The 23,629-nt window shown below is 59.9% G+C and carries 19 protein-coding genes; 11 read left to right on the top strand and 8 right to left on the bottom strand.

The genetic code is table 11. From position 1 onward, the window contains the following. Positions 1-150: 150 nt before the first annotated feature. From LOY55_RS30850 to LOY55_RS30835, 4 genes are all read left to right on the top strand, one after another. Positions 151-1,053 carry a LysR family transcriptional regulator gene (locus tag LOY55_RS30850; RefSeq protein ID WP_223522329.1) on the top strand — a complete coding sequence of 301 codons (903 nt, stop codon included), beginning with the start codon at positions 151-153 and terminating at the stop codon, positions 1,051-1,053. Positions 1,054-1,183: 130 nt separating this feature from the next. Continuing rightward, positions 1,184-1,810 carry a glutathione S-transferase family protein gene (locus tag LOY55_RS30845; RefSeq protein WP_046030876.1) on the top strand — a complete coding sequence of 209 codons (627 nt, stop codon included), beginning with the start codon at positions 1,184-1,186 and terminating at the stop codon, positions 1,808-1,810. Between the two features lie 63 nt (positions 1,811-1,873). Then, entirely contained in the window at positions 1,874-3,904 is a 2,031-nt protein-coding gene (locus LOY55_RS30840; protein WP_223522328.1) for a pyridoxamine 5'-phosphate oxidase family protein, read from the top strand. A 477-nt stretch (positions 3,905-4,381) separates the two neighbouring features. Beyond that, entirely contained in the window at positions 4,382-4,759 is a 378-nt protein-coding gene (locus tag LOY55_RS30835) for a DUF6124 family protein (protein ID WP_223522327.1), read from the top strand. 256 nt (positions 4,760-5,015) lie between these two features. Here the strand turns inward: LOY55_RS30835 and LOY55_RS30830 are convergent, their stop codons facing one another. Genes LOY55_RS30830 through LOY55_RS30795 form a run of 8 tightly spaced genes read right to left on the bottom strand, consistent with a single transcriptional unit; the run spans position 5,016 to position 14,004 of the window. Then, positions 5,016-6,146, bottom strand: coding sequence for a glycosyltransferase family 4 protein (locus tag LOY55_RS30830; protein WP_223522326.1), 1,131 nt, complete (start codon positions 6,144-6,146; stop codon positions 5,016-5,018). After that, on the bottom strand, positions 6,147-7,277 hold the full coding sequence (locus LOY55_RS30825; protein WP_223522325.1) for a glycosyltransferase family 1 protein: 1,131 nt from the start codon (positions 7,275-7,277) through the stop codon (positions 6,147-6,149). Continuing rightward, entirely contained in the window at positions 7,261-8,628 is a 1,368-nt protein-coding gene (locus tag LOY55_RS30820) for a glycosyltransferase family 1 protein (protein ID WP_223522324.1), read from the bottom strand. Before LOY55_RS30820 ends, LOY55_RS30825 begins: the two co-directional genes overlap by 17 nt. After that, positions 8,625-9,878, bottom strand: a complete 1,254-nt coding sequence (locus tag LOY55_RS30815; protein WP_223522323.1) for an ABC transporter ATP-binding protein — start codon at positions 9,876-9,878, stop codon at positions 8,625-8,627. Before LOY55_RS30815 ends, LOY55_RS30820 begins: the two co-directional genes overlap by 4 nt. Further along, a complete protein-coding gene (locus LOY55_RS30810; protein ID WP_223522322.1) occupies positions 9,878-10,675 on the bottom strand; it encodes an ABC transporter permease in 798 nt (265 codons plus the stop codon). The genes LOY55_RS30815 and LOY55_RS30810 overlap by 1 nt, the downstream gene beginning before the upstream one ends. Beyond that, positions 10,676-12,118 carry a mannose-1-phosphate guanylyltransferase/mannose-6-phosphate isomerase gene (locus LOY55_RS30805; protein ID WP_223522321.1) on the bottom strand — a complete coding sequence of 481 codons (1,443 nt, stop codon included), beginning with the start codon at positions 12,116-12,118 and terminating at the stop codon, positions 10,676-10,678. 3 nt (positions 12,119-12,121) lie between these two features. Beyond that, positions 12,122-13,093: a GDP-mannose 4,6-dehydratase gene (gmd, locus tag LOY55_RS30800; RefSeq protein ID WP_223522320.1), complete on the bottom strand. Its 972-nt coding sequence runs from the start codon at positions 13,091-13,093 to the stop codon at positions 12,122-12,124. Further along, complete coding sequence (locus LOY55_RS30795) at positions 13,090-14,004, bottom strand: GDP-mannose 4,6-dehydratase (protein WP_223522319.1); 915 nt, start codon at positions 14,002-14,004, stop codon at positions 13,090-13,092. Before LOY55_RS30795 ends, gmd begins: the two co-directional genes overlap by 4 nt. 429 nt (positions 14,005-14,433) lie before the next feature. On the opposite strand from LOY55_RS30795, the gene LOY55_RS30790 reads away from it, so the two are divergent. The 7 genes from LOY55_RS30790 to LOY55_RS30760 all read left to right on the top strand — a co-directional run bounded on the left by LOY55_RS30790 (position 14,434) and on the right by LOY55_RS30760 (position 23,628). Continuing rightward, positions 14,434-16,002 (top strand): glycosyltransferase, encoded by a 1,569-nt coding sequence (locus LOY55_RS30790; RefSeq protein ID WP_223522318.1) that lies wholly within the window; start codon positions 14,434-14,436, stop codon positions 16,000-16,002. After that, positions 15,996-17,300, top strand: coding sequence for a glycosyltransferase (locus LOY55_RS30785; protein ID WP_223522317.1), 1,305 nt, complete (start codon positions 15,996-15,998; stop codon positions 17,298-17,300). The genes LOY55_RS30790 and LOY55_RS30785 overlap by 7 nt, the downstream gene beginning before the upstream one ends. Next, positions 17,297-18,181 (top strand): class I SAM-dependent methyltransferase, encoded by an 885-nt coding sequence (locus LOY55_RS30780; protein ID WP_223522316.1) that lies wholly within the window; start codon positions 17,297-17,299, stop codon positions 18,179-18,181. The genes LOY55_RS30785 and LOY55_RS30780 overlap by 4 nt, the downstream gene beginning before the upstream one ends. Continuing rightward, entirely contained in the window at positions 18,178-19,332 is a 1,155-nt protein-coding gene (locus LOY55_RS30775; protein ID WP_223522315.1) for an acyltransferase, read from the top strand. Before LOY55_RS30780 ends, LOY55_RS30775 begins: the two co-directional genes overlap by 4 nt. Continuing rightward, entirely contained in the window at positions 19,326-20,159 is an 834-nt protein-coding gene (locus LOY55_RS30770; protein ID WP_223522314.1) for a class I SAM-dependent methyltransferase, read from the top strand. The genes LOY55_RS30775 and LOY55_RS30770 overlap by 7 nt, the downstream gene beginning before the upstream one ends. Positions 20,160-20,327: 168 nt before the next feature. Next, positions 20,328-21,524, top strand: a complete 1,197-nt coding sequence (locus LOY55_RS30765) for a DUF3142 domain-containing protein (protein WP_223522375.1) — start codon at positions 20,328-20,330, stop codon at positions 21,522-21,524. Next, on the top strand, positions 21,511-23,628 hold the full coding sequence (locus LOY55_RS30760) for a hypothetical protein (RefSeq protein ID WP_223522313.1): 2,118 nt from the start codon (positions 21,511-21,513) through the stop codon (positions 23,626-23,628). Before LOY55_RS30765 ends, LOY55_RS30760 begins: the two co-directional genes overlap by 14 nt. Position 23,629: the final 1 nt, after the last annotated feature.

The following is a 23,629-nucleotide window of genomic DNA, read 5'->3' as shown; positions in this document are numbered from 1 at the left end:
ACAAGCGTGAAAAATGAAGGGAGGGCAATGGATGCCCTCCCTTTTTTTTGAAAAAAAACTGGACGCGTGTTCGGGTGAAAATGTCTAGTACAGGCTGTCGATGAGCGAAGTCTCGTCAGCTGATTTTTATTCGGATAAAGGGCATGCCCGATGGACCGATTCCAGGAAATGCAGGTCTTCGCCGCGGTTGCCCAAGAGCAGGGGTTCTCGGCGGCGGCGCGACGTCTGGGCCTGTCGGCGGCCAGCGTCACCCGAGCGGTGGCGGCGCTGGAGAAGCGCATTGGCACCTTGTTGCTGACACGCACCACCCGCAGCGTGCACTTGAGCGAGGCCGGGCAGCGTTACCTGGAGGATTGTCGGAGAATTCTGGCCGAGGTGCAGGAAGCGGAGGATTCGGCAGCCGGCAGTCACGCCCAGCCGCGTGGGCAACTGACAATCACGGCGCCGGTGTTGTTTGGTGAGTTGTTCGTCACACCGGTCATGGTCGGTTATCTCACTCAATTTCCAGAAGTCGGCATCAATGCCTTGCTGCTCGACCGGGTGGTGAGCATGGTCGAAGAGGGCATTGATGTCGCGGTGCGTATCGGTGAGCTGCCTGACAGCAATCAACACGCGATTCGCGTGGGCGAAGTACGGCGGGTGATCTGCGCGTCCCCGGCGTTTTTGGCTGCCCGTGGCAGGCCACGTCACCCGGATGAGCTCAATGGCGCACCCATCATTGCGACCTCGTCGATCGGGCAGCTCAGGACCTGGCCATTTCTTGACGCGGGCGAGCCGCTGAACGTTCGTCCGGAACCGCGCCTTGTGGTCACCGCCAATCAAGCGGCGATCACGGCGGCCTGCCTGGGCCTGGGATACACCCGGGTCCTGTCTTATCAAGTGGCGGGCAAGGTGGCGGCCGGTGAGCTGGAAATCGTGCTGGCCGACTTCGAACTGCCGGCACTGCCCATTCATGTGGTCTACCAAGGGGGACGCAAGGCTCCGGTGCGGGTCCGTAGTTTTGTGGACTTTACGGTGAAGGCGCTGCGCGAACATCCGGCGCTGAGCGGCTAAAGGGTTGTTGCGCTGGTTGAAATAATGGATTGCGTTTGCTGGTTATTCTGTTGTTTTGGTTGTAGGTGGAAGATAGCGGCCATTGGTGCTGATCTTTCCCTGAACGGCGCCCCACTCGACGGAGTCGACCATGCAAGCGATCAAACTCTACAACTTCCCTCGTTCCGGCCATGCTCACCGCGTGGAGCTGATGCTGTCCTTGCTGCACCTGCCGACCGAGCTGATCTTTGTCGATTTGGCCAAGGGCGCGCACAAGCAAGCGGATTACCTGGCGCTCAACGCTTTTGGTCAGGTGCCGGTCATCGATGATCAAGGTGTGGTGCTGGCCGATTCGAACGCCATCCTGGTCTATCTGGCACATAAATATGGCAATGGTCGCTGGCTGCCCACCGATCCGGTCGGCGCGGCGAAGGTTCAGCGCTGGCTGTCGGCGGCCGCAGGGCCGATTGCCTTTGGTGTGGCCAGAGCACGATTGATCACGGTGTTTGGCGCGCCATACAACGCGCAAGAGGTGATCGCTTATTCCCACACCGTGCTCAAGGTAATCGACCACGAGTTGGCGTCGACGCCCTACCTGGCCGGCAGTGAGCCGACCATCGCCGATGTCGCCGCCTACAGTTACATCGCCCATGCGCCGGAAGGCAATGTCTCGCTGGACGACTACGCCAACATCCGCGCCTGGCTGGCGCGTATTGAAGCCTTGCCGGGGTTTGTCGGCATGCCGCGCACGGTGGCCGGTTTGCAAAAAACCGCCTGATGCTCACGGCCCGACCCGCTCGGGCCGTTCACTGTGCGCGAAAGGCGCAGGGGAGAAACCGTTATGGAACATTCACCTTGGCACGCCGGCGAAAAACAGTTGCAGGCTCATGTTGGGGTTGCCGAGCGAATGGAGGCGTTCGGTCGGCGGGTGATTCGCAGTCAAATGCCGGATCAGCACCGCACGTTCTATCAGCAACTGCCGTTCATGCTGTACGGCGCCGTCGATGCCGAGGGCAATCCCTGGGCGAGCATTCTTGAAGGGCCTCCAGGCTTTGCACATTCCCCCGACCCCGCACTGTTGCAGTTCGACCGTTTGCCGGGCGCCGATGACCCTGCTCAATTGCAAGACGGTGCCGCCATCGGGCTGCTCGGTATCGAGTTGCACACCCGGCGTCGCAACCGCCTCAATGGTCGAGTGGGCGCTGTAACGGCCAGCGGATTCGGGGTGACGGTGGAACAATCCTTCGGCAACTGCCCGCAGTACATTCAGTTGCGCCAGTTTCGCTCGGTGCCATTGGCGGATCCCTCAAGCCGCGTTGCGCAGCACTTGAATGAGCTGGATGACGCGGCCAGAACCATGATCGTCGACGCGGACACGTTCTTTGTCGCCAGCTACGTGGACGTCGATGGCCAGCGCTCGGTGGATGTTTCTCACCGGGGCGGGCAGGCCGGTTTCGTACAGGTAGACGGTAATCGCCTGACCATCCCGGACTTCGCCGGCAACCTGCATTTCAATACGCTGGGCAATCTGCTGATCAATCCTCGCGCCGGTCTGTTGTTCATCGATTTCAATACAGGCGACCTGCTGCACCTCAGCGGGCGCACCGACATCATCCTCGACGGACCGCAGATCGATGCCTTCCAAGGTGCCGAGCGACTATGGACCTTCGAAGTCGAACACGTAGTACGTCGGCCTGCAGCGCTGGCCTTGCGCTGGCGCTTTGACGGCGTGTCGCCCACCAGTCTGCTGACCGGCACCTGGGCGCAGGCCAACGCGCGTTTGCAAGCCCAGGCCTTGGGGGATCGCTGGCGCCCACTGCAGGTGGTGCGTATCGAGGCGGAAAGCCAAAACATCCGCTCGATCTACCTGCAGGCCGCCGATGGCGCCGGGTTGCCGGTGTTCCAAGCCGGGCAGCATTTGCCGCTGCGGTTCAACATCGGCGGTGAGGTACATATCCGCACGTATAGCTTGTCGAGTGCGCCGTCGGATGATTTTTTCCGCATCAGTGTGAAACGTGACGGGTTGGTGTCATCACACCTGCATGATCAGATTAAGGTCGGCGATGTACTGGAAGCCCGCGCGCCCCAGGGGCATTTCACCGTGGCGCCGCATGAGCGGCGGCCGCTGGTGTTGCTGGCCGCTGGCGTGGGCATTACGCCGTTGCTGTCGATGGTGCGCGAGGTGGTTTATCAAGGCCTGCGTACGCGAAGCATTCGCCCGACGTGGTTCTTCCAAAGCTCGCGGACCTTGGCCGATCAACCGTTTCGCCCGGAGCTGAACCGTTTGCTCGACGGCCTCGGCGACTCGGTGCGAATGCTGCGTCTGCTCAGTCAGCCAGAGCCCGATGCCCGCGAGGGTGAAGATTTCGACCTGACCGGGCGAATCGATGCCGATTTGCTCACGAGCATCGTTGAGGTGGAAGACTACGATCAGCTGGATTTTGTCCTCTGCGGCCCGGGCAGTTTTACCCAGGCGATGTACGACAGCCTGCGGGAAATGGACATTCGTGATTCAAGGATTCACGCCGAAACCTTTGGCCCGTCGACACTGCGCCGGATACCCGACCCGGATGCCGTGGTCATCGAACAACCTCCGGTCGCCACCACATCAGTGCCGGTGGTATTCGAGCGCTCGGCCAAAGAGGCGCGCTGGAAACCCGACAGCGGCAGCCTGCTGGAATTGGCGGAAAGCCGTGGATTGCGTCCGGAGTTCAGTTGCCGCGGCGGCTCCTGTGGGACCTGCAAAACCCGCCTGATCAGCGGTGAGGTAACTTATCCACAGGTGCCGGCAGAAATCCCCGATGCGGGAGAAGTGCTGATTTGTTGTGCGGTGCCGGCGCAGGGTTCGCAGCCGGTGGTGCTGGACCTTTAACCTGTCGATCCCTGTAGGAGCTGAGCTTGCTCCGGGCGGCGTTCCGACGATAGCGGTGTGTCTGTGGACATCAATGTTGAATGTTAAACAGCCATCGCGGGCAAGCCCGCTCCCACATTTGGTCAAATGTTGGCCCGAAAAATACTGTGAATGTCCTACAAACATGACTGCTCCAGAGGAGGTTTCCGACAGGTTCTAGCGGTTGTTGCGTCGGAAGCCGGAGGGGTAGGCTTTGTGGGTCGCTGCATATCAGCGACCGGGCTTCGCGGCCCGAATTAGCTTACTTGGTGCATAATCACCGCCCTCAACCGACTCTCCTTCGTAGTTTGTCGATTGATTTCATGGTGGCTGTGCGCGGGATACCTTCGGGTATGCCGGGTTTCCAAGTAGCTCGGTCCGCGAACCCGTGCACAGCTGCCACCTTCCTTCGCTTCGCGGCGACTAGTGGCAGCTCCATTACTTACTTGGAGTGTCACCATGATCAAAGAACCCCCAAATCCCCCGGAAACCGACGACGTTTCCCCCTACGAATCCATCGACTCCAAAAAAATCAACGAAGCCGCCGAACGCGCGCTGAATCACTACCTCAATCCCGCCGCCCTCAAATCACCGACCACGCGCAAACCCAGCACGATGTTCGTGCTGGCACCCGATATCAAAGACGAAGACTTGCTGGCCCACACTTGTGAATCGTTGGCCCAGGCCAACGTGATGGCCGGCGATTTTGCCGCCTACCTGGAAGGCCCGCACCGCAACACCGCCATGGCCATTCAGCAAATCGTCATGCTGGCGGAGCTGGCAGCGAACCGGATGCTCGATAACCTCGAAATCCCCAAAGCCGCGCCACACCGCTGACTCAGTGTGGGAGCGGGCAAGCCCTAATGCCGATCAGTTAAGCCGCACTGCACTTTGTAGCAGCTGGCGAAGCCTGCGTTCGGCTACGTTCGGCTGCGCAGCAGTCGTAAAAAAGAGTTTGCGGTCTACCTGAAACACCGCATCGGCTGATTTCACGACTGCTGCGCAGCCGAACGCAGGCTTCGCCAGCTGCTACGGATCGCGTTAAGGCTTAACTGATCGGCATTAGGGCAAGCCCGGCTCCCACCATCAGCAATCAGGCGTAGGACAGGGACTTTTCTTCCAGCAGCTCTTCGTACAATTCGGTCCACTTGCGGCCCATTTCGTCCGCGGTGAACAGCTGCCGATAACGCGCCTCAGCCTTCACGCCCATTTCTGCTGCACGCGTCGGGTTTTCCCACAGCGTGCGCATCGCCTCGCGGAATGCCTGTGGATGACTTGGCGGGACCACCAGCCCGGTTTCGTTGTGAATGTTGATGTAGCTGGTGCCAGTGCCGATCTCGCTGGAGATCATCGGTTTGCCATACATCGCGCCTTCGAGCAGCGAGATGCCGAACGCTTCAGAACGCAGGTGGGACGGGAACACGATGGCGTAGCTCAGTTGCAGCAGCGCCACTTTGTCTTCGTCGCCCAGACGTCCAAGAAAATGAATATTGCGCAAACCCAGCGCGGCGGCCTGGGCGTGAAGTTCTGTTTCCAGTGGGCCGGCGCCGACAATCACCGTCGGGTAATCCAGGTCCTTCAAGGCGTCGAGCAGGATGTGCAAACCTTTGTAGTAGCGCATCACCCCCACAAACAGAAAAAACTTATCCCCAAGCTTTTGCCGCCAATGGTCCATTCGACGGCTGTCAGGCTGTGGGTAACCTGCCTTGTTCAGGCCATAGGGGATCACGCGGGTCTTGTCCTGAAACTGTTGCAATACATCGCTGGTGTGCAAGTAGTTAGGCGACGCCGCGACGATCCGGTCAGCGCTGTTCAGGAAGCGGTTCATCAAGGGGCGGTAAAGTTTGAGCAGGTGTTTCTGGCGAATGATGTCCGAGTGGTACGTCACCACGCTCGGTTTGTTCAGGCCGCTGGCGAAATGCACCAGGTCCATGAACGGCCATGGGAAGTGGTAATTGACCACGTCGGCCTCGGCCGCCAACTCGCGAAACTGTTTGAAGACGCTCCAGGAAAATCCTGTGGAGGCGAACTGAATGTCGAGCTTCGCCCGATGAACCTCGTGATAACCGAGCTGCACCACAGGCGTTGTCGGATCGGCACTGAGTGTCAGCACCTTGCCTTCAACGCCGTGCTGGGCACCGCTTTCGCACAACTGGAATATCACTTGTTCGATCCCGCCGACCGAGTCAGGCAGGTATGTCTTGAAAAAATGCAGAACTCGCATTCAACCTCCCATAGCCTGGCGGTAGGCGCTGGCCGTGACGTGCGCGCAGCGTTTCCAGGTAAAAAGCCTCGCTTGTCGCAATCCGGCGTCCGAGCATGCTTGCCAATGCGCTTGATCGTCGATCAGACGGCTCATTGCATCGCGCAAGCCGTCGGGATCATCAGGCTCAATATAGTTGCCCGCGGTTTCTGCCACTTCGGGCATGGCCGAACGTCGCGTCAGAATGACCGGCGTGCCGCAGGCCATGGCCTCCAGTACCGGCAGGCCAAAACCTTCGTAAAGCGACGGAAAAATCAACGCCCGAGCGCCGGCCAACAGCTGCGCGACATGCTCGTCAGGCAGATAGCCCAGCAAACAGACATGCCCGCAGGCCAGGGACTGATGCAGTTCTTCGCTGAACTGCTCGCGCTGCCAGCCGGCCATGCCGACGATCAGCAGCGGAAAACGCTGACGCACCAATTCGGGTAGTCGGGCGTGGGCGCGCAGGGCCAGGGTCAGGTTCTTGCGCGGCTCCAGGGTGCCTACACAGAGGAAGTATTCCCGCGCCTCGACGCCATGGGCCTTGAGTACGGTGTCGATGTCTTCGGGGGCCCGGGGGTGAAAGCGTGCAGCTACACCGAGTGGGGCGACGACAAATCGCTGGGCCGGTAACCCGAAATGTGCCTGGGCTTCGTCAGCAATGTACTGCGAATCGGTCAGAATCAGACTCGCCTGGCGCACACCGTCGGCCAGTCGCCGTTCGATTTCCCGCAAACGCGCGGGTGGCTGCGTGTCGGGGTAGTGCAGGTGCGTCAGGTCATGCAGGGTGATGACCGTCGGCCCGTCGAACGACAGTGGCCACAAACTCGGTTCGTGGTAGAGGTCGATTTCTTGCGCGCGACCTTGATCGAAGCGTTTCTGCTCCAGCCAGCGCCGAGCCTGATAGGCCCCTGGAATCTGGCGCAGAAGCGGCGTCAGTCGGGAATAACCGGGCATGGCCGCCTCAGGCAGCACCGAGCTCCAACCCCAGCCATGAAACAACGCCAGTTCAACATCCGGCTCACTCGCAAGGGCGTTTGCCAGTTCGGCGACGTAGTGGCCGATACCGGTACGCGGTGCCTGAAGAATTCGGGCATTAAGGGCAATTTGCATGTTGCCTCTCTTGCACGAGCGGCACGTCAATAAGATTGCGCAGGGTGTGTTCGGCCAATTGCGCGCTGGCTTCACGCCAGCCGATCCAGTGCCAATCCGCCACGTCGCGGGCAGCCGGGAACTGGCTGCTGCTTTCGAAGCGTGCGACCAGATCAGCCAGTGTTTGCGGCTCGGCCAGGTCGAAATACGCCATGAACTCACCACCAATTTCGCGGAAGATCGGAATATCGCTGCCCATGGCCGGCAGTCCGCGCTGCATGGCTTCCACCAATGGCAAACCGAAACCTTCGACCCAGGATGGAAACACCAGGGCGCTGGCGTTGGAGTACGCATGTTCGAGGCTGGTGTCGCTCAGGTCATTGAACATGAACAGGCGTTGATTAAGTTGCGGATGGTTGCGTACCCGGGCGAGCAGGGCGTCGCATTTCCAGCCAATTCGCCCGGCAATGCACAGCCGTGCTTTTGAACCCACCGCCCATGCCAGTTCGAAAGCGTCCAGCAGGTAATCGTGGTTTTTGCGCGGTTCGATGGTGCTGACCATCAGAAACACCGGTTCCGGCGTTTTGAAAATACGCGTCAGGCGCGGCTCGACGGCAGCCGTGGCTTCGCTCAGGTCCAGCTCGGAGCCGAGGTGGAAATAGTCGAACCACAATTCACTGGCCTTGGCAGGGCCCAGGCGGCGCTGCAATTCCTCTCGCACCTGATCGCGCACCGTGGCGGAAATGGCCACATAACCGTCGGCGGTTTTGCTGATCCAGTCGAACCACTCGTTGAACACCTGCACCAGCCGCGCGTCGTAAAACTGCGGATGCGTCACGGGAATCAGGTCGTAAATCACCGAAACGATGCCCACGCCTTCACGTTTGAGCTGTTCGGCAAACGGGAAAAAGTCGGTGTGCCAGGACGAATCCAGCAGCACCAGTTGATCCCCAGGCTGGTGCGGCAGCGGGGTGCAACGCTTGGGCAGTTGATATTGGTTGATGCCTTCGATCACACGCAGCGGAAAGCTGAAACAGGTGATCGCTGTCACCCGGTAGGCCACGTACAGCAAACGCTTGATCAGCCGCGAGTGGCTGCCGTTGTGCAAGCGTTGATGCAGTTGCCAGAAACGGTGAGCCAAGCGCTCAAGCCTTCCACCCAAGACCATTAACGCATCGAAAAGCGGGATGTTCAGCGCGCCGAGCTTGAGCACTCGGTAGAGTTTGCCTTTGAGCATTACAACCGGAATGCATTCAACGCCGTCGACCGATTCCGGTAGCTGATTGATGACGTTGCGCACCACCCGTTGGATGCCTGAATTGACCTTGGGGTGTTGGAAGACATGGGTACATTCAACCAGTAGGCGCGTCATGGTGTGTTTTCCGACATCAGCAACGCGACGGACCGGGTGATGGTCGTTTTCGCCCCCAACCACGAGCAGCCAACGAAGTCTTCGTGGCGGTTATTGATCACGTGGAACACCAGTCCGTAGTCCCGCCATTCGAAATTGCGGTCCAGGTGCGAATCCAGCCGGGACAGGCTCAGGGCTACCGAGTAGTTGCCCTTGCCCAGGCCCATGATGAAGGAAAAACGATAAGTCACACGCTCCCCGGCCTTCAGGTCATTGAGCGCCTGATCCTGACGATGGGTGTTGATCCCGTACATGGCCTGGCCCAGGCGATCCTTGATCATGAAGCCCAGTACCAGCCGTTCGATGTCCTGACGGATTTCGACGTCCACCTCCAGCACCACCGGCTGGCCGACTTCGGCCGCATCGATGGAACGGCCGTGTTCGTCCAGCAGGCGAACCCTCGAAATCCCGGCTTCGCCAGTTCCTGAAATGGTACTGACCTGGCCGCCAGAGAGCATTTCCTGACGTACTGTCTGGCCTTCACGCTCGGCGAGCAGGGCGTTGTAGTAATCCATGACGGCTTCGGGCGTGCCGTGCATGGCCATGCGGCCCTTTTCCAGGAGGATCGCCGAGTCGCAGATCGACTGAATCGCCGAGCGGTCGTGGGACACGATCAACAGCGTGGTGCCAGCTTTGCGAAAGCTGCGGATGCGGTCGAAACTCTTGTGCTGGAAATAGGCGTCACCCACCGACAGCGCCTCATCGACGATCAGAATGTCCGGGCGCCGAGCGGTGGCCACGCTGAATGCCAGGCGCATTTGCATGCCGCTGGAATAGGTGCGCACCGGGTGGTCGATGGCTTCGCCGATTTCCGCGAAGTGTTCGATTTCAGGCATCAAGGCTTCGATTTCCTCGACCTGCATGCCGAGCAATTGCCCGGCCATGACCGCATTCTGCCGGCCGGTGAAGTCTGCGTGAAAGCCCATGCCCAGTTCCAGCAGGGCGGCGACGCGACCTTCGAGCTCGATGCTGCCACTCGTAGGTTGGGTGGTGCCGGTGATCATTTTCAGTAAGGTGCTTTTGCCCGCGCCGTTGACCCCGACGATGCCCACCGATTGGCCGGGAGCAATCTCGAAGGTCACGTCTTGCAGCACCCAGTGCTGGCGATGACGGATCGGCGAAAACGGAATCAGCCACTCGGCCAGCCGGCTCCAGCGATTGGGGTATTGCTTGAAGGCCTTGCCCAGGCCCGTGACGCGTATGTGCCCCATCAGAGTTCATCCACCATTTCGCCGACCCGCTGCCGAAACAGGCGCAGCCCGATGACGAAGAACGCGACGCTGGCGACCATGATCGGCAGCAGCGAACTCCAGACGGGCCATTGGCCGTAAAGAAACAGGTTCTGGTAGCTGGTCATCAGGTTGGTCAGAGGGTTGAGTTGCAGCAGGCGCTGCACCCATTCGGGCAGGATGCTCATCGGGTACACAATCGGTGTCAGCCAGAACCAGAATTGCAGGCAAATGGCGAAAAATTGCCCGACATCACGAAAGAACACATTCAAAACGCCAAGAATCATCCCCAACCCGGCACAAAACATCACTTGCAACGCCAGCAGGGGAATGAGCGCCAGCAGCGCCATGCCCGGCAGTCGCCCGGTGATCAACAGAAAGCCGAGGAACAGCCCGATGATGATCGCGAAGTTGATGCCGGCGTTGAACAGCACGATGACCGGCAGGCAAATCCGCGGGAAGCTGATTTTCTTCAGCAGGTTGGCGTTGTCCAGAAACATGTTCTGACTGCGCACAGTGATTTCTGCGAACAAACCCCACGTCAGCAACCCGGCGCAGAGGTAGACGCTGTAAGCCAGGCCGTCATCCACCCCGGGCAAACGGGCGCGCATGATGTGGGAGAAGATCACGGTGTAGACGATGATCATCGACAGCGGGTTAAGCACGGTCCACAAGGCACCGAACAGCGAATTGCGATAACGCGCCTGGAACTCTCGCTTGACGCTACCGAGGATGAACCCTCGATAGCCCCACAGCGAGCGGTACAAAGAAAGGAGCATTCAAACCGTCCTGCCGTATTGATCTTCGAAGCGAACGATATCGTCCTCTCCCAGGTACTCGCCGCTTTGCACTTCGATGATCACCAAGTCGATCACGCCGGGGTTTTCCAGGCGATGCTTGTGACCGGCGGCAATGAACGTCGACTCGTTCTTGGCCACCAGATGTGTGTCGGTGCCGTTGTTGGTGACCTTGGCCATGCCTTCGACCACCACCCAATGTTCATTGCGATGGTGGTGCATCTGTAGTGACAACTTGCCACCGGGTTTGACCACGATGCGTTTGATTTTGAAGCGCGGGCCTTCTTCGAGCACGGTGTAGGTGCCCCAGGGGCGGCTGACCGTTCGATGCAGGCGATAGGCTTCGTGTTTTTTGTCCTTGAGCTGCTTGGCCACCCGGCGCACGTCCTGGGCGCGATCGGCATGGGCCACCAAGACGGCGTCGGCGGTGTCGATAATGATCAAATTATCCACACCCACGGCAGCCACTAGCCGATCTTCGCTCTGGACAAAGTTGTTGTGGCTGTCGACGAACACTGCATCGCCGCTGGCGCGGTTGTTTTGCGCATCCGCCGGTACCAATGCCGCCACTGCGCCCCAGGAGCCGATGTCACTCCAGTCGAATCCGGCGGGCACCACGACCACTTTGTCGGAGCGCTCCATCAAGGCGTAATCGATGGAGATGTCGGTAATTTCGGCGAACAGCGTCGGGCACAGTTCCTGTTGCAGATACCCGACTGTTTCTACCGGGCGACTCGCTGTCATGCAGGACTGTGTCTGCGCCAGTAACTCGGGGGCGTGAAGCTGCAATTGCGCCAGCACACTCCCGACCGAGAAGCAGAACATCCCGGAATTCCACAGGAAGTTGCCGCTTTCCAGGTAATGAGTCGCGGTTTGCAGGTCAGGCTTTTCGACGAAGCGTTGCACCTTGGCGGCGCCTTTGCCGTCCAGCGCCGCGCCCGTTTCGATGTAGCCGAAACCGGTTTCTGGCGCCGTCGGCACCACGCCGAACGTCACCAGGAAACCATCCTTGGCCAGCGCCACCGCGTGTTCGACGGCGCTCTGGAAGGCGGTTTCATTGACGATCAAATGGTCGGCGGGCATCACCACCATAATGGCCTGGTCGCCGTGCAGCACTTGCAGGGAAAGTGCGGCCGCCGCGATCGCCGGGGCGGTGTTGCGACCTGTCGGTTCGAGCATGAAGTGGCCGCGATGACGACTTAGCTGCGCGTCCTGATAGTGATCCCTGCTCTGGAAGTAATAGTCGCGGTTGGTCACCGTGACGATGTCGCCCCGGCCATCGAGCAAGCCTGCTGCACGCCGGTAGGTTTTACCCAGCAACGACTGCCCGTCGGGCAAGGTCATGAACGGCTTGGGATGGCCCTCGCGGGACACCGGCCACAAACGGGTTCCGGCACCGCCGGAGAGGATCACAGGAATCAGCATGGCCTACTCCTTGGCAACGCGTTTCATGTCCGCATCCATCATCATGCGGATCAAGGTATCCAGATCGGTTTTTGGCTTCCAGCCCAATACGCGCTGAGCTTTGGCCGGGTTGCCCAACAGCACCTCCACTTCGGCCGGGCGGAAGAATGCCGGGTCGATTTTCACAAAGTCGCGGTAGTTCAGGTCAACGTGCTCGAAGGCGATCCGGCACATTTCGCGCACCGTGGTGGTGATGCCGGTGGCGACCACGAAATCATCGGGTTTGTCTTGCTGCAGCATCAGCCACATGGCTTCGACGTAGTCGCCGGCAAAACCCCAATCGCGTTTGGCGTCGATGTTGCCCAAGCGCAGTTCCTGCTGTTTGCCCTGCTTGATGCGGGCGGCGGCGTCGGTGACTTTGCGGGTCACGAACTCGATGCCGCGCAGGGGGGATTCGTGGTTGAACAGGATCCCGCTGCTGGCATGCAGGTTGAAGCTTTCGCGGTAGTTCACGGTGATCCAGTGGCCGTACAGCTTGGCCACGCCGTACGGGCTGCGCGGGTAGAACGGAGTGTTTTCGTCCTGCTGCTCGGCCTGGATCAGGCCAAACATTTCGCTGGTGGACGCTTGATAAAAACGCGTGTGCGGACTGAATTGACGAATGGCTTCGAGCAGGTGCGTCACGCCCAGACCGTCGACGATGCCGGTGGTGACCGGTTGGTCCCAGGAGGCAGCGACGAAGCTTTGCGCGGCCAGGTTGTAGATTTCGTCCGGGGCGGACTTGATGACCGCGCGTTGCACTGAGCAGGCGTCGGCCATGTCGCCGTCCAGGTAAACGATGTCGCCCTCGATCCCCATCTCACGCAGGCGCCAGCGCGAATCGCTGCTGCGCCGCGCGACCAGGCCGTGGACTTTATAACCCTTGTCGAGCAGCAGTTTGGCCAGATAAGCGCCGTCCTGGCCGGTGATCCCTGTGATCAGTGCACTTTTAGTCATTCTTGTCGTACTCGTGTCTCCCAGTCGGACAGGATCGCCCGCAGGGATTGTTGTGTTGTGGTTTCAGGCGTCCATCCTGTGGTCTGGGCAAGCTTGGCAGAGCTGCCACAAACGCGACGCTGATCCGCGCGGCGAAGGCGCGCTGAGTCTTGAATCAATTCCATGTCGACCTGGGCGAGGTCCCCCATTTGCTCGATCAAACTGCGAATGCTTTGCTCGCGCCCCGAGCAAATGTTGTAGACCTGTCCCGGCGTGCCTTTTTCCAGCAACGCCAGGTAAGCCGAAATCACGTCGTTTACATCCAGGAAGTCGCGCGTGACGTCGATGTCGCCGACTTCCAGTTGCGGGGCTTGCAGGCCTTGCTTGATGCGGTTGATTTGCCGCGCAGCGCTGGCGATCACGAAGCTTTCGTTCTGGCCTGTGCCAATGTGGTTGAACGGGCGGGCGACCAGTACGGGCCAACCTTCGCTCAAGCCCCATTGAAGGCTGAGGAATTCTGCCGACAGTTTGCTCACGGCATAAGGATTGCGAGGGCAGGGTGGCTGGAGCTCGGTAATCGGCAAATCGGATTCGATGACCTGGCCGTAAACGTCGCCGGAGCTGACGTACAAAAACGTACCCGTGAAACCTCGGGCCTTCAGGGCTTGCAGCAGATTCAGGGTGCCGAGCAGATTGATGTTGAGCGTGCGTGCCGGATCGCGAAAGGCTTCGGGGACGAAGGTCTGGCCGGCCAGGTGAATGACCGCATCGGGCATCTCGGGCCACAGGCCTTCGAGACTGCCAGGTTCACCGAGATCGTAACGGGTGGCGACAGGCAGAAGCTCCCATTCCGAGGCCTCAGCGTTCAGGCGGGATTGGATGTGTTGTCCTACGAATCCACTGAGACCCGTAACGAACAGACGCTTTTTCAAACAGCGGCCCCTTGGTCATTCATTTCGTCCATTCCCCCACAGGCTTTGCGGAGATGTCTGACAGACCGGTTGGATTGCAGGGTCGAAAGACAGGCGAAACACATTGTTGTAGTTGTTTGGTAGCCAATCTGTGCCAATTGCTCGGCAATTTCAACAGGTCCAACCGTGACCGGTCAGTTCTCGTTAGCGTAGCCCGATTTATTCTCGCCGGGCGGTTCACGAATCCTCAATGGATGTGTTTAGAATGCCCCTCGTCACGATTAACCGGCGTTCGTGTGGGTTGCTTCGAGACCCCGCGAATCCGACCATTAAAACAAGAACGTAGACGGGCAAGAAGACGATGGGCGAGGACTGGCGAACGCCGCTCGATCCGTGGCTTCGCCGTCATAGAGTGGAGCTGCCGGGATGGCGGTTTCATCGTGGGATGCCATGAATTTCATACTTTACTCAGCGGTCAACGACAGCTCCATAAGCCAGAGCCTTGGTCGTCCCGAATACAGTTACTACTTCGTGCTCAAGGCGTATCGCACTGTGCTCGAACGCCTTGGGCGAGTGCATGTGGTGTCCTCCACTGCCGAGGTCGATCCCCTCTACAGGCAACTGTTGGCCGCTGGCGAAGACAGCCTGCTCCTGTCGTTTATGCCGCCGCAGAAAACCCCGAACGACCTGGAGTGCCCGACGATCTGCGTGGTCGCCTGGGAGTTCGATTCGATTCCCGATGAACAGTGGGATAACGATCCGCGTCAGGACTGGACGCAAGTATTGGCGCGTCAGGGCCGTGTGATTACGCTCTCCAACCACACCGCCCGGGCGATTCGTCGGACCATGGGCGAGGACTTCCCGGTGCTGGTGTTGCCCACGCCGTTGTGGGAAAACTTCGCGGCCATTCGTGAGCAGCACGTCAGTGCGCCGGTCAATGCCGGTGTGACCCTTACGGTCAAAGGCTGCATCTTCGACTCCCGTCACTTGAGCCTGAGCCCCGATAACCTGCTGCCAAAACCACCGACGCCGGAACAAGAGGCCGAACTCGAGGCATTGCGTCCGCCGCCGCTCACCCTGAAACGACGGTACGTCATCGCCCGTCACTACCTGCGTCTGTGGGCGCTGGATCTGGGGCGCAAGGAAGTGGAGCCGGTGCCGCGGGTGAGGTTTCTGCACAACTGGTACTGGGAGGGGATTCGGGATCTGCTCTCGGACAATGTGCACGAGTGGCTCGGTCAGCGTCTGCCCGACATCGCCGGCCCGCAAGCCGTACCCGTAGTGCCTGAACTACCTCCGCGGGATCTGCCGGACACTTCATCGCTGGTTGAAACCGTCGTCGATGGAGTGGTCTACGTTGCCGTGCTCAACCCTACGGATGGCCGCAAGAACTGGCTTCAGATTCTCACCGCTTTCTGCTGGGCATTCCGTGACAACCCCGACGCCACGCTGGTGCTGAAGATTACTCAGCGCGATCTGGCGTCCTGCTACAGCCATTTGATGACTCCACTGGCGCAATTGGCACCGTTCGCCTGTCGGGTGGTGATGGTCCACGGTTATCTGGATGATCAGCAATATGCCAAGCTTTACAAAGCCGCCAGTTTCTACGTTAACGCTTCGCACTGCGAAGGTCTGTGCTTGCCGCTGATGGAGTTCATGGCCTGCGGCAAACCGGTGATCGCTCCCGATCACACGGCGATGCAAGACTACATCGACGACTCGGTGGCGTTCGTGGTCAAGTCCAGCGAAGAGCTGACAACCTGGCCTCAAGACACCCGCATTCTCTTTCGCACGCTGCGCCATCGACCGGACTGGGGCTCGCTGAAGAGCGCCTATGAAAACAGCTACCAGATGGCCAAGACGCAGCCGCAGGAATACCGGCGCATGTCCGTTGCCACTGTCGAACGCATGCACGAGTACTGCGCGTCCACTGAGCTGCAGCAGCGCATCGCGGACTTTTTCGAACTTGCGCCACAAGCCGGCAGTGCTGCGCCGGTGATGGATAACACCTCATGCTGATCATCATCCATTCGGAAACCAACCAGCACACCATTGCCCAGAACCTTGGCCGTTCGGAATACAGCTATTACTTCGTGCTCAAGGAGTATCGTCCGGTGCTTGAGCGCCTCGGGCGTGTGATCGAAGTGACTGACCCGGAACGTGAAGTCGATTCGTTATATGAGGACTGCCTGGCCCGTGGCGAGCCCTGCGTATTCCTGTCGTTCTCGCCGCCGCACCGCACTCCAGTGCTCCTGGCTTGCCCGACCTTGCCGGTGTTCGCCTGGGAATTCAGCACCATCCCCGATGAGCCTTTTGCCGGTGAACCACGCAACGACTGGCGCACAGTGCTGAGCGCCTGCGGGGCGGCGATCACCCATTCCAGCTACACGGTCAACTCGGTACGCGAGGCGATGAGCGCCAATTACCCGGTCGTCGCGGTGCCGGCGCCAGTGTGGGATCGCTTTGCCGCTCGCGGTGCACAGTTGCGAGGGCAGCCACTGACGGACTCAGTGCGATTGAAGATTAAAGGCCTGGTGGCCGATAGTCGTCAGCTTGACCTGAATGCCTTCGCCTCTGCGGATGTGCTCAGCAATAAGGGTTTCGATTTCGAGGCGCCAATCATCGAGCAAGAGCTGTTGCTTGAGGGTGTGGTTTACACCTCGGTATTCAATCCCAGCGACGGACGCAAAAACTGGGAAGACATGATCAGTGCCTTTTGCGCGACGTTCCGTGAGATTGAAGACGCGACACTGGTGCTGAAACTCACCCATCACGATGCCGAAGAAGCGCTCAGCGACATCCTTCATCATCTGTACAAAAACCAGACCTACCGCTGCCGCATCGTGTTGATCTACGGCTACCTCGCGGACGCGGACTACGAGCGACTGGTACAGGCGACCCGCTATGTGGTCAACACCTCCTATGGCGAAGGCCAGTGCCTGCCGCTGATGGAGTTCATGTCCTGTGGCAAACCGGCGGTGGCGCCGCTGACCACCGCGATGATCGACTACCTGAGTGCCGACAACGCGTTCCTGATCGACTCCACGGATGAACTCACCGCCTGGCCGCACGATCCGCGCGGGGCATACCGCACTCTGCGCTATGCCACAAACTGGGCGTCATTGTGCGCGGCCTATAGGGCCAGTTACGAGGTGACGACAAACGATCCGCTGCGTTATGCGCAAATGTCGGTGCAGGCGGTGAACAGTCTGCAAGCGTTTTGCAGTCAGGCCGTAGCTGAACAAAGGCTGCGGGATTTCCTCGCGCAGCTGTTCGAGCGCCACGCTGTGGCTGCCATGGAGGCTTCGGGGGCATGATCCGCAGATTAATGAGACGCTTGCTACCCGCCGCGCAATCGGCGCCGATTCCTGTGCCTGAACCATTACCGCCAATCGTCTCGCCCCGAGATGTCGGCCTGCACGATGCTGTACTTGATGGCTGGTTTCTCAACGACAGCGGCGAACTGCTCAAGGGCTTTGCCATCACCGCGGACGATACCTTGCTCGATGTCGGGTGCGGCGAAGGCGCAGCGACACTGTTTGCCGTGCGCCAGGGCGCGTCGGTGATCTTCACCGACAGCGAGCATGACAAGGTGCGCGACCTCGGCCGGCAGGTAGATGCCCAATCGGCCAAGCCCAATCTTGGCCTGGTCAGCAATAGCCTGCCGTTACCATTGGCCGACGGATGCGCGAGCAAAGTGGTGTGCATGGAGGTGCTGGAACATATCGAGCACCCAGAACCGTTCATGGCCGAACTGGTGCGCATGGGCCGTCCCGGTGCGCTGTATCTGCTCAGCGTGCCGGCACCGGTCGGCGAACATTTGCAAAAAGGTATTGCCCCCGACAGTTATTACCAGTCACCCAATCATGTGCAGATTTTCACCGCTCAGCGTTTTGCCGCGTTGGTGGAGGACGCAGGTCTTGTGATCGAGCATCGTCAGGCCACCGGATTTTTCTGGGTGATGGGCATGATCTTCTTCTGGGCCAGTGAGCGGGCCGCCGGACGGGATTTGGGCGGTGCTGTGCGTGATCGCATTCATGCGCCGTATCCACCGCTGATGGAGAGCTGGGCCAGAACCTGGCAAGACCTGTTGGTGCATCCCGACGGGCTGGCGATCAAGCAGATGCTCGACCACTTCATGCCCAAGAGTCAGGTGATCATCGCGCGCAAACCGTTGGTTAGCGAAGGTGCGCCATGAGCATTAAACGAATCATGGATATCGAGGTGCTGCGTGCCATAGCGGTGCTCGGCGTACTGTTCCATCACTTGCAGGGCAGCCTGTTCACGGACTCCGTGCCGCTGCTTGAAAAAATCCACGCCTGGGCGCAACCGTGGTGGGGTGTCGATCTGTTTTTCGTCATCTCGGGTTTTGTGATTGCCCGTAGCCTGATTCCTGCGCTGCAAGGCTGTAGCACGCGTCAGGAATACTGGGAACAGACACGCAACTTCTGGCTGCGACGAGCGTTTCGCCTGTTGCCATCAGCCTGGTTGTGGTTGGCGCTGATGTTGCTGGCGTGTGTGTTTGTTAACCGCTCCGGCGCGTTCGGCACCTTGTCCGCCAACATCCAGGCGACGCTGGCAGGGGTGTTTCAGTACGCCAATTTCCGTTTTGCCGAGAGCTTCTTTCATTACGAATATGGCAGCAGTTTTGTGTACTGGAGCCTGTCGCTGGAGGAGCAGTTTTATCTACTGTTCCCGCTGCTGATTCTTGTATGCCGCAAACATCTGGTGTGGGCGTTGCTGGCGCTGGTCGCGGTGCAACTATTCACGCTGCGCACGCCGCTGCTGATGGTGGTTCGTACCGACGCGCTGGCCCTTGGGATACTGTTGGCGATTTGGAGTGTGCAGCCGAGTTACAGGCGCTGGCAGCCGACGTTTCTGCGCCGGCCATGGGCTGGGGTGTCGTCACTGATTGTGGTCGGATTGCTGTTGAGTTTTATGGCGACGGACCGCTTCACCTTCACGAACTATCGCATCGGCTCGATCGCAATCCTCAGCGTGGTACTGGTCTGGATTGCCTCCTACAACTGCGATTACCTTTTGCCCGCCGGTCGATTGCAGCGGCTGATGGCGTGGATCGGCAGCCGTTCCTACGGCATATACCTGATCCACATTCCTGCCTATCAGCTGGTGCGCGAAATGATCTTCCGTTTGCAGAGTGCCGGCCTGCCGAGTCCGGCCGGGCATCCAGTGGTCACGCTACTGATCGCTTTCGGGTTGATTGTCCTGCTCAGTGAACTGAATTTCCGATTGATCGAAATGCCCATGCGCAACCGTGGCGCCGCGCTGGTCCGGCGCCTCGGTATATCCCGAACCGCCGCCCCATCCTCTGGAGCTACCTCATGCTGAGACTGTTAAAGAAACTCACGACGGCGACGCCCGCACCGGTCCATGCGCCACCCGCCGCCCCAAAGGTCGACAAAGTCGATCCTTACATGCTCGGGTTGCACGATGCGATGCTCAGTGGCTGGTTCAATCAGGAGACCGGCGAGTTGTTCACAGGCTTCCCGGTGTCAGCGGATGACACCTTGATTGATGTGGGCTGCGGTGATGGCGGCAACGTGCAATTTTGCGGCAGGCGCGGGGCGAAGATCATCATCGCCGACATTGACGCCGCCAAGGTCGAGTCCGCCCGCCAGCGCCTCAGTGGCACCCCGGCCCGTGACGTTGAGTGTCATGTCACCGATTGCAACCCGCTGCCGATTGCGGACGCTACGGCCACCCGCGTGGTGTCCACGGAAGTCATCGAGCATGTGGACGACCCGGCGCAGTTCCTCGCCGAGCTGGTACGCGTGGGCAAGCCGGGCGCGCTGTATTTGCTCAGCGTTCCGCACCCCAGTTCCGAAGAACTGCAAAAGGACATCGCCGCGCCGGAGTATTTCCAGAAGCCCAACCACATTCGCATCATCAGCGAAGAGCAATTCAAGGCGATGGTCAGCGACGCCGGCCTGGAAGTCCTCAGCCATAGCCAGTACGGTTTTTACTGGTCAATGTGGATGTTGCTGTTCTGGGAAGCCAAGGTCGATTTGAGCAACGCCGATCACCCGCTGCTCAATCACTGGGCCAGTACGTGGAAGGCCGTTCTGGACTCGCCTCGCGGCGCACAGATCAAGCAGGCGCTGGACGCGGTCGTGGCGAAAAGTCAGGTGATCATTGCCCGTAAGCCGATAGCATAAAGGCCGATGTAGCAGCTGCCGGAGGCTGCGTTCGGCTGCGAAGCAGTCGTAAAATCAGGCGCTGCGGTTTTTCAGATAGACCGTACACTCAGGATTTACGACTGCTACGCAGCCGAACGCAGCCTTCGGCAGCTGCTACAAAGGTTCGCTTTGGCTCAAAGGTTTCTCATATTGTTTTTCACTCGATTGATCGCCTTGCTGGCGGCGTTGGTGCTACTCAACGGTTGCGAGCATCAAGACGCGCCACCGCTCGATCAACAACTCTACGTCTGGCAACGGCAATGGACGCCGGCCCATGACGCCGCCCTGCAGGACAGTCGCGCGGATTTTTCGACCCTTCGGGTGTTGGCCTTGCAGGCGTTTCCTCAAGCCGGCTGGCGTCGGGCGCGAATCGATCCGGACCTGCTCAAGCGCGATGGTCGGCCGCTGATTGCGGTGATTCGCCTTGACGGTCAATTGAAGGCGCTGGATCAGGACGAAGTCACGGCGCAAATCCAGCAAGTGCTTGGCGACTGGCAAGGCCAGGGGCTGACGCTGTCCGGTGTGGAGATTGACCACGATGCGGGCGTGGCCCGGCTCCCGGCCTATCGAGAATTTCTGACGCATCTTCGTGCGGTTTTACCCGCGACATTACCCCTGAGCATCACGGCGTTACCGGCCTGGCTGGACAGCGCTGAGCTGCCGGCGCTTTTATCGGCCGTCGACAGCAGCGTGTTACAAGTGCACGCCGTGAGCGATCCACGGCTTGGGCTGTTCGATCCGGACCAGGCACGAAAGTGGGCCAGGGGCTGGAGTCGCATCACCACCAAGCCTTTTTATCTGGCGCTGCCGGCCTATGGCGTGGCGCTGTTGCCCGGCGCCAGTGGCGCACCCGTGGTGGAAAGCGAGGTTCCTTTGGAGCAGGGCGGCGAGCGTCGGGAACTGCTGGCTGATCCACTGCAACTGCGCACACTCGCCACGGATTTGCGCGCCGATCCGCCCGCGCATTTGGCTGGCCTGATCTGGTTTCGCCTGCCGTTGGCGGGCGACCGTCGGGCCTGGAGCCTGACGACGCTTGGCGCTGTGGCACGCGGGGACACGCTCGACAGTCGCTTGAGTGTGAAACTTAGTGCGCAAGACGCCCTCTATGACATCAGCGTCAGCAACCAAGGCAACCTCGACAGCGCCTGGCCCGAACGCGTGACCCTGGCCGTTCAAGGGTGTGAGGGGGCCGATGCGCTGGCCGGTTATGCGTTGCATCAGAGCGCGGATCTGCTTACCTTCACCCGCCTGCGCGACGGCCGGATAGCGGCCGGTGGGCAGCGAGCCATCGGTTGGGCGCGCTGCACAAAAATTGATCAAGGAGGTTCGAATGTTTACCCGTAACTGGCCCCGCCATCTGCTCTGCCTGAGCTTGAGCTTGCCGCTGGGTTCGGCGCTGGCCTGCGGGCCGGACTTCCCGATGCGTTTGCTGGACAACCGAAGCCAGTCGCTGGCGGAGCTGCCGGAAGGTAACTTTCAGTTTGAGATCAATCGTCTCGGGCACGCTATTGCAGGGCTGAAGAACGTCGCGCAATCGCCCTACCCCATGGAAGCGGCCGACTACGCAGAACAGCGCGATTCGGCCGAGCAGGCCGGGCTGACGCCGGAGCAGCAAGCGCTGGTGAAACAACTGCGCAGCCTGACGGATGCACAGCAGGTCGAAGAGCAAGGCGCGAGCCTGCCGGCCGAGCTCAAACTTTATCTGGCGGGGGCTGTGGCGTTCAGTGCGGGCGATCATGGATTGGCTGCCGATTACTTCCAGAAAGTGCTGGCGCTGCCGGCCGACCAACGCGCCTTGCGCAGCACCTGGGCTGCCTATTCGCTGGGGCGGGCGCTGTTTGCCAGGAGCAGCGAAGCAGGGGCGCCGTCCGATCTGCTGGCACCGTCGAAAAAGGCGTTCGAACAGACCCGTCAGTTGAGCATCGACGGTTTCAGCGACCCGCTGGAGCTGGGGGTCGCCAGCCTTGGCGAAGAAGCGCGCGTGGCCCGAACCATGGGTGACTGGAACAGCGCCATCGAACTCTACGCCACGCAAAATCTTCACGGTTCGGCGGTGGGTTACAGCTCGTTGAAGTTACTGATGGCGGACCTGCTGGCAATGCCTGACGATCAACTGGGCACCTTGCTTCAGGGTAAACCGGTGCAACAACTGGTTACCGCGTCGTTGATCAGTCGCCTGGGCTGGTCATTTGGTGATCAACCGCCGAACGAGTTGAAGCTGATCAAACTGCTGCAAAGCAGCACGCGCGGCAGCCTGGATAACGCGGATCGATTGGCCGCGATGAATTATCAACAAGGTGATTACGCCAGCGCCAAGACGTTCCTTGAACACGCCGGTGACGGTGGCCTGGCGTGGTGGCTGCGGGCGAAACTGGCGTTGCGCGAGGGCGATAAAAACGCGGCGGCTACCGCGTATGCCAAGGCGGCTAAGGCGTTCCCGCAGAATGAATCATGGGGTGAGCGCCGCACGCCAGACTACGATTACGAAACGCTTCAACCCAAGTGCCGGGTCGAGGGTGAAAGTGCGATTCTTGCGCTGCAACGCGGGGATTATCTGCAAGCCTTCGATCAGCTCTATCGCAGCCAAAGTATCTATTGGTTCGATGCCGCGACGGTTGCTGAACGGGTGCTGACTGTCGATGAACTCAAGCATTACGTCGACACGCAAGTGCCCGCGCCACCACCGTTAACCCAGCAGGAACGCGACAACTACGTGCCGTTGCCGGTAGCGGCACAATTGCGCAATCTGTTGGGGCGGCGTTTGTTGCGCGAAGAGCGCTATGACGAAGCGCTGGGGTACTTCGACAATACCGATCTACAGAAAAAAGCCCGACTGTATGCGCAACAACGACAGCTGGCTGATGCGGCGTGGTGGCCGACCAAACGTGCCTCCGCCCTGTTCAATGCCGCCTGGACGGCGCGCGAATGGGGGATGGATATCCTTGGTTATGAAATGGCCCCGGACTACGCCACGTTTGGAGGCAGTTACAGCCTCGAAAACACTGAGCTGAAGGTCGGACCGTTGGTGGTCGAAGGTGAAGTCCAGCGCCAACAGGCCAGCGCCGCCAAACCCGATGAGCGCTATCACTATCGATTTGTGGCCACGTCTTTGGCCAGTCGCGCCGCCGATAATTTGCCTCACACCAGCCAGGCCTTTGCGGCGGTGCTGTGCGCGGCGGCGGGCTGGAACAGTAGCGTTGAAGAGCAACGTGCTCTGTACCAACGCTATGTGAAAGAAGGGCCTTACGTGGATTGGGCGGTGGATTTCGGTTACCAGTGCCCTTATCCCGACTTCGAAAACGCCAGCAAACGCTATGTCACCCAGGCGACTGACGCGACACGTTCGGTTCTGCGGCCCTATAAGTGGCCGTTGCAAATCGGCGGTGTCGTCGCTGTCTCGGCGGTGGCGTTGCTGTTGATCAACCGCCGCCGTCGTCGGGGGCAGTAAG

The organism is Pseudomonas sp. B21-040, assembly GCF_024748695.1.
Classification (GTDB): Bacteria; Pseudomonadota; Gammaproteobacteria; order Pseudomonadales; family Pseudomonadaceae; genus Aquipseudomonas.
The sequence above is the reverse complement of the archived record's forward strand: the minus strand, read 5'-3'. Positions and strand labels throughout refer to the sequence as shown.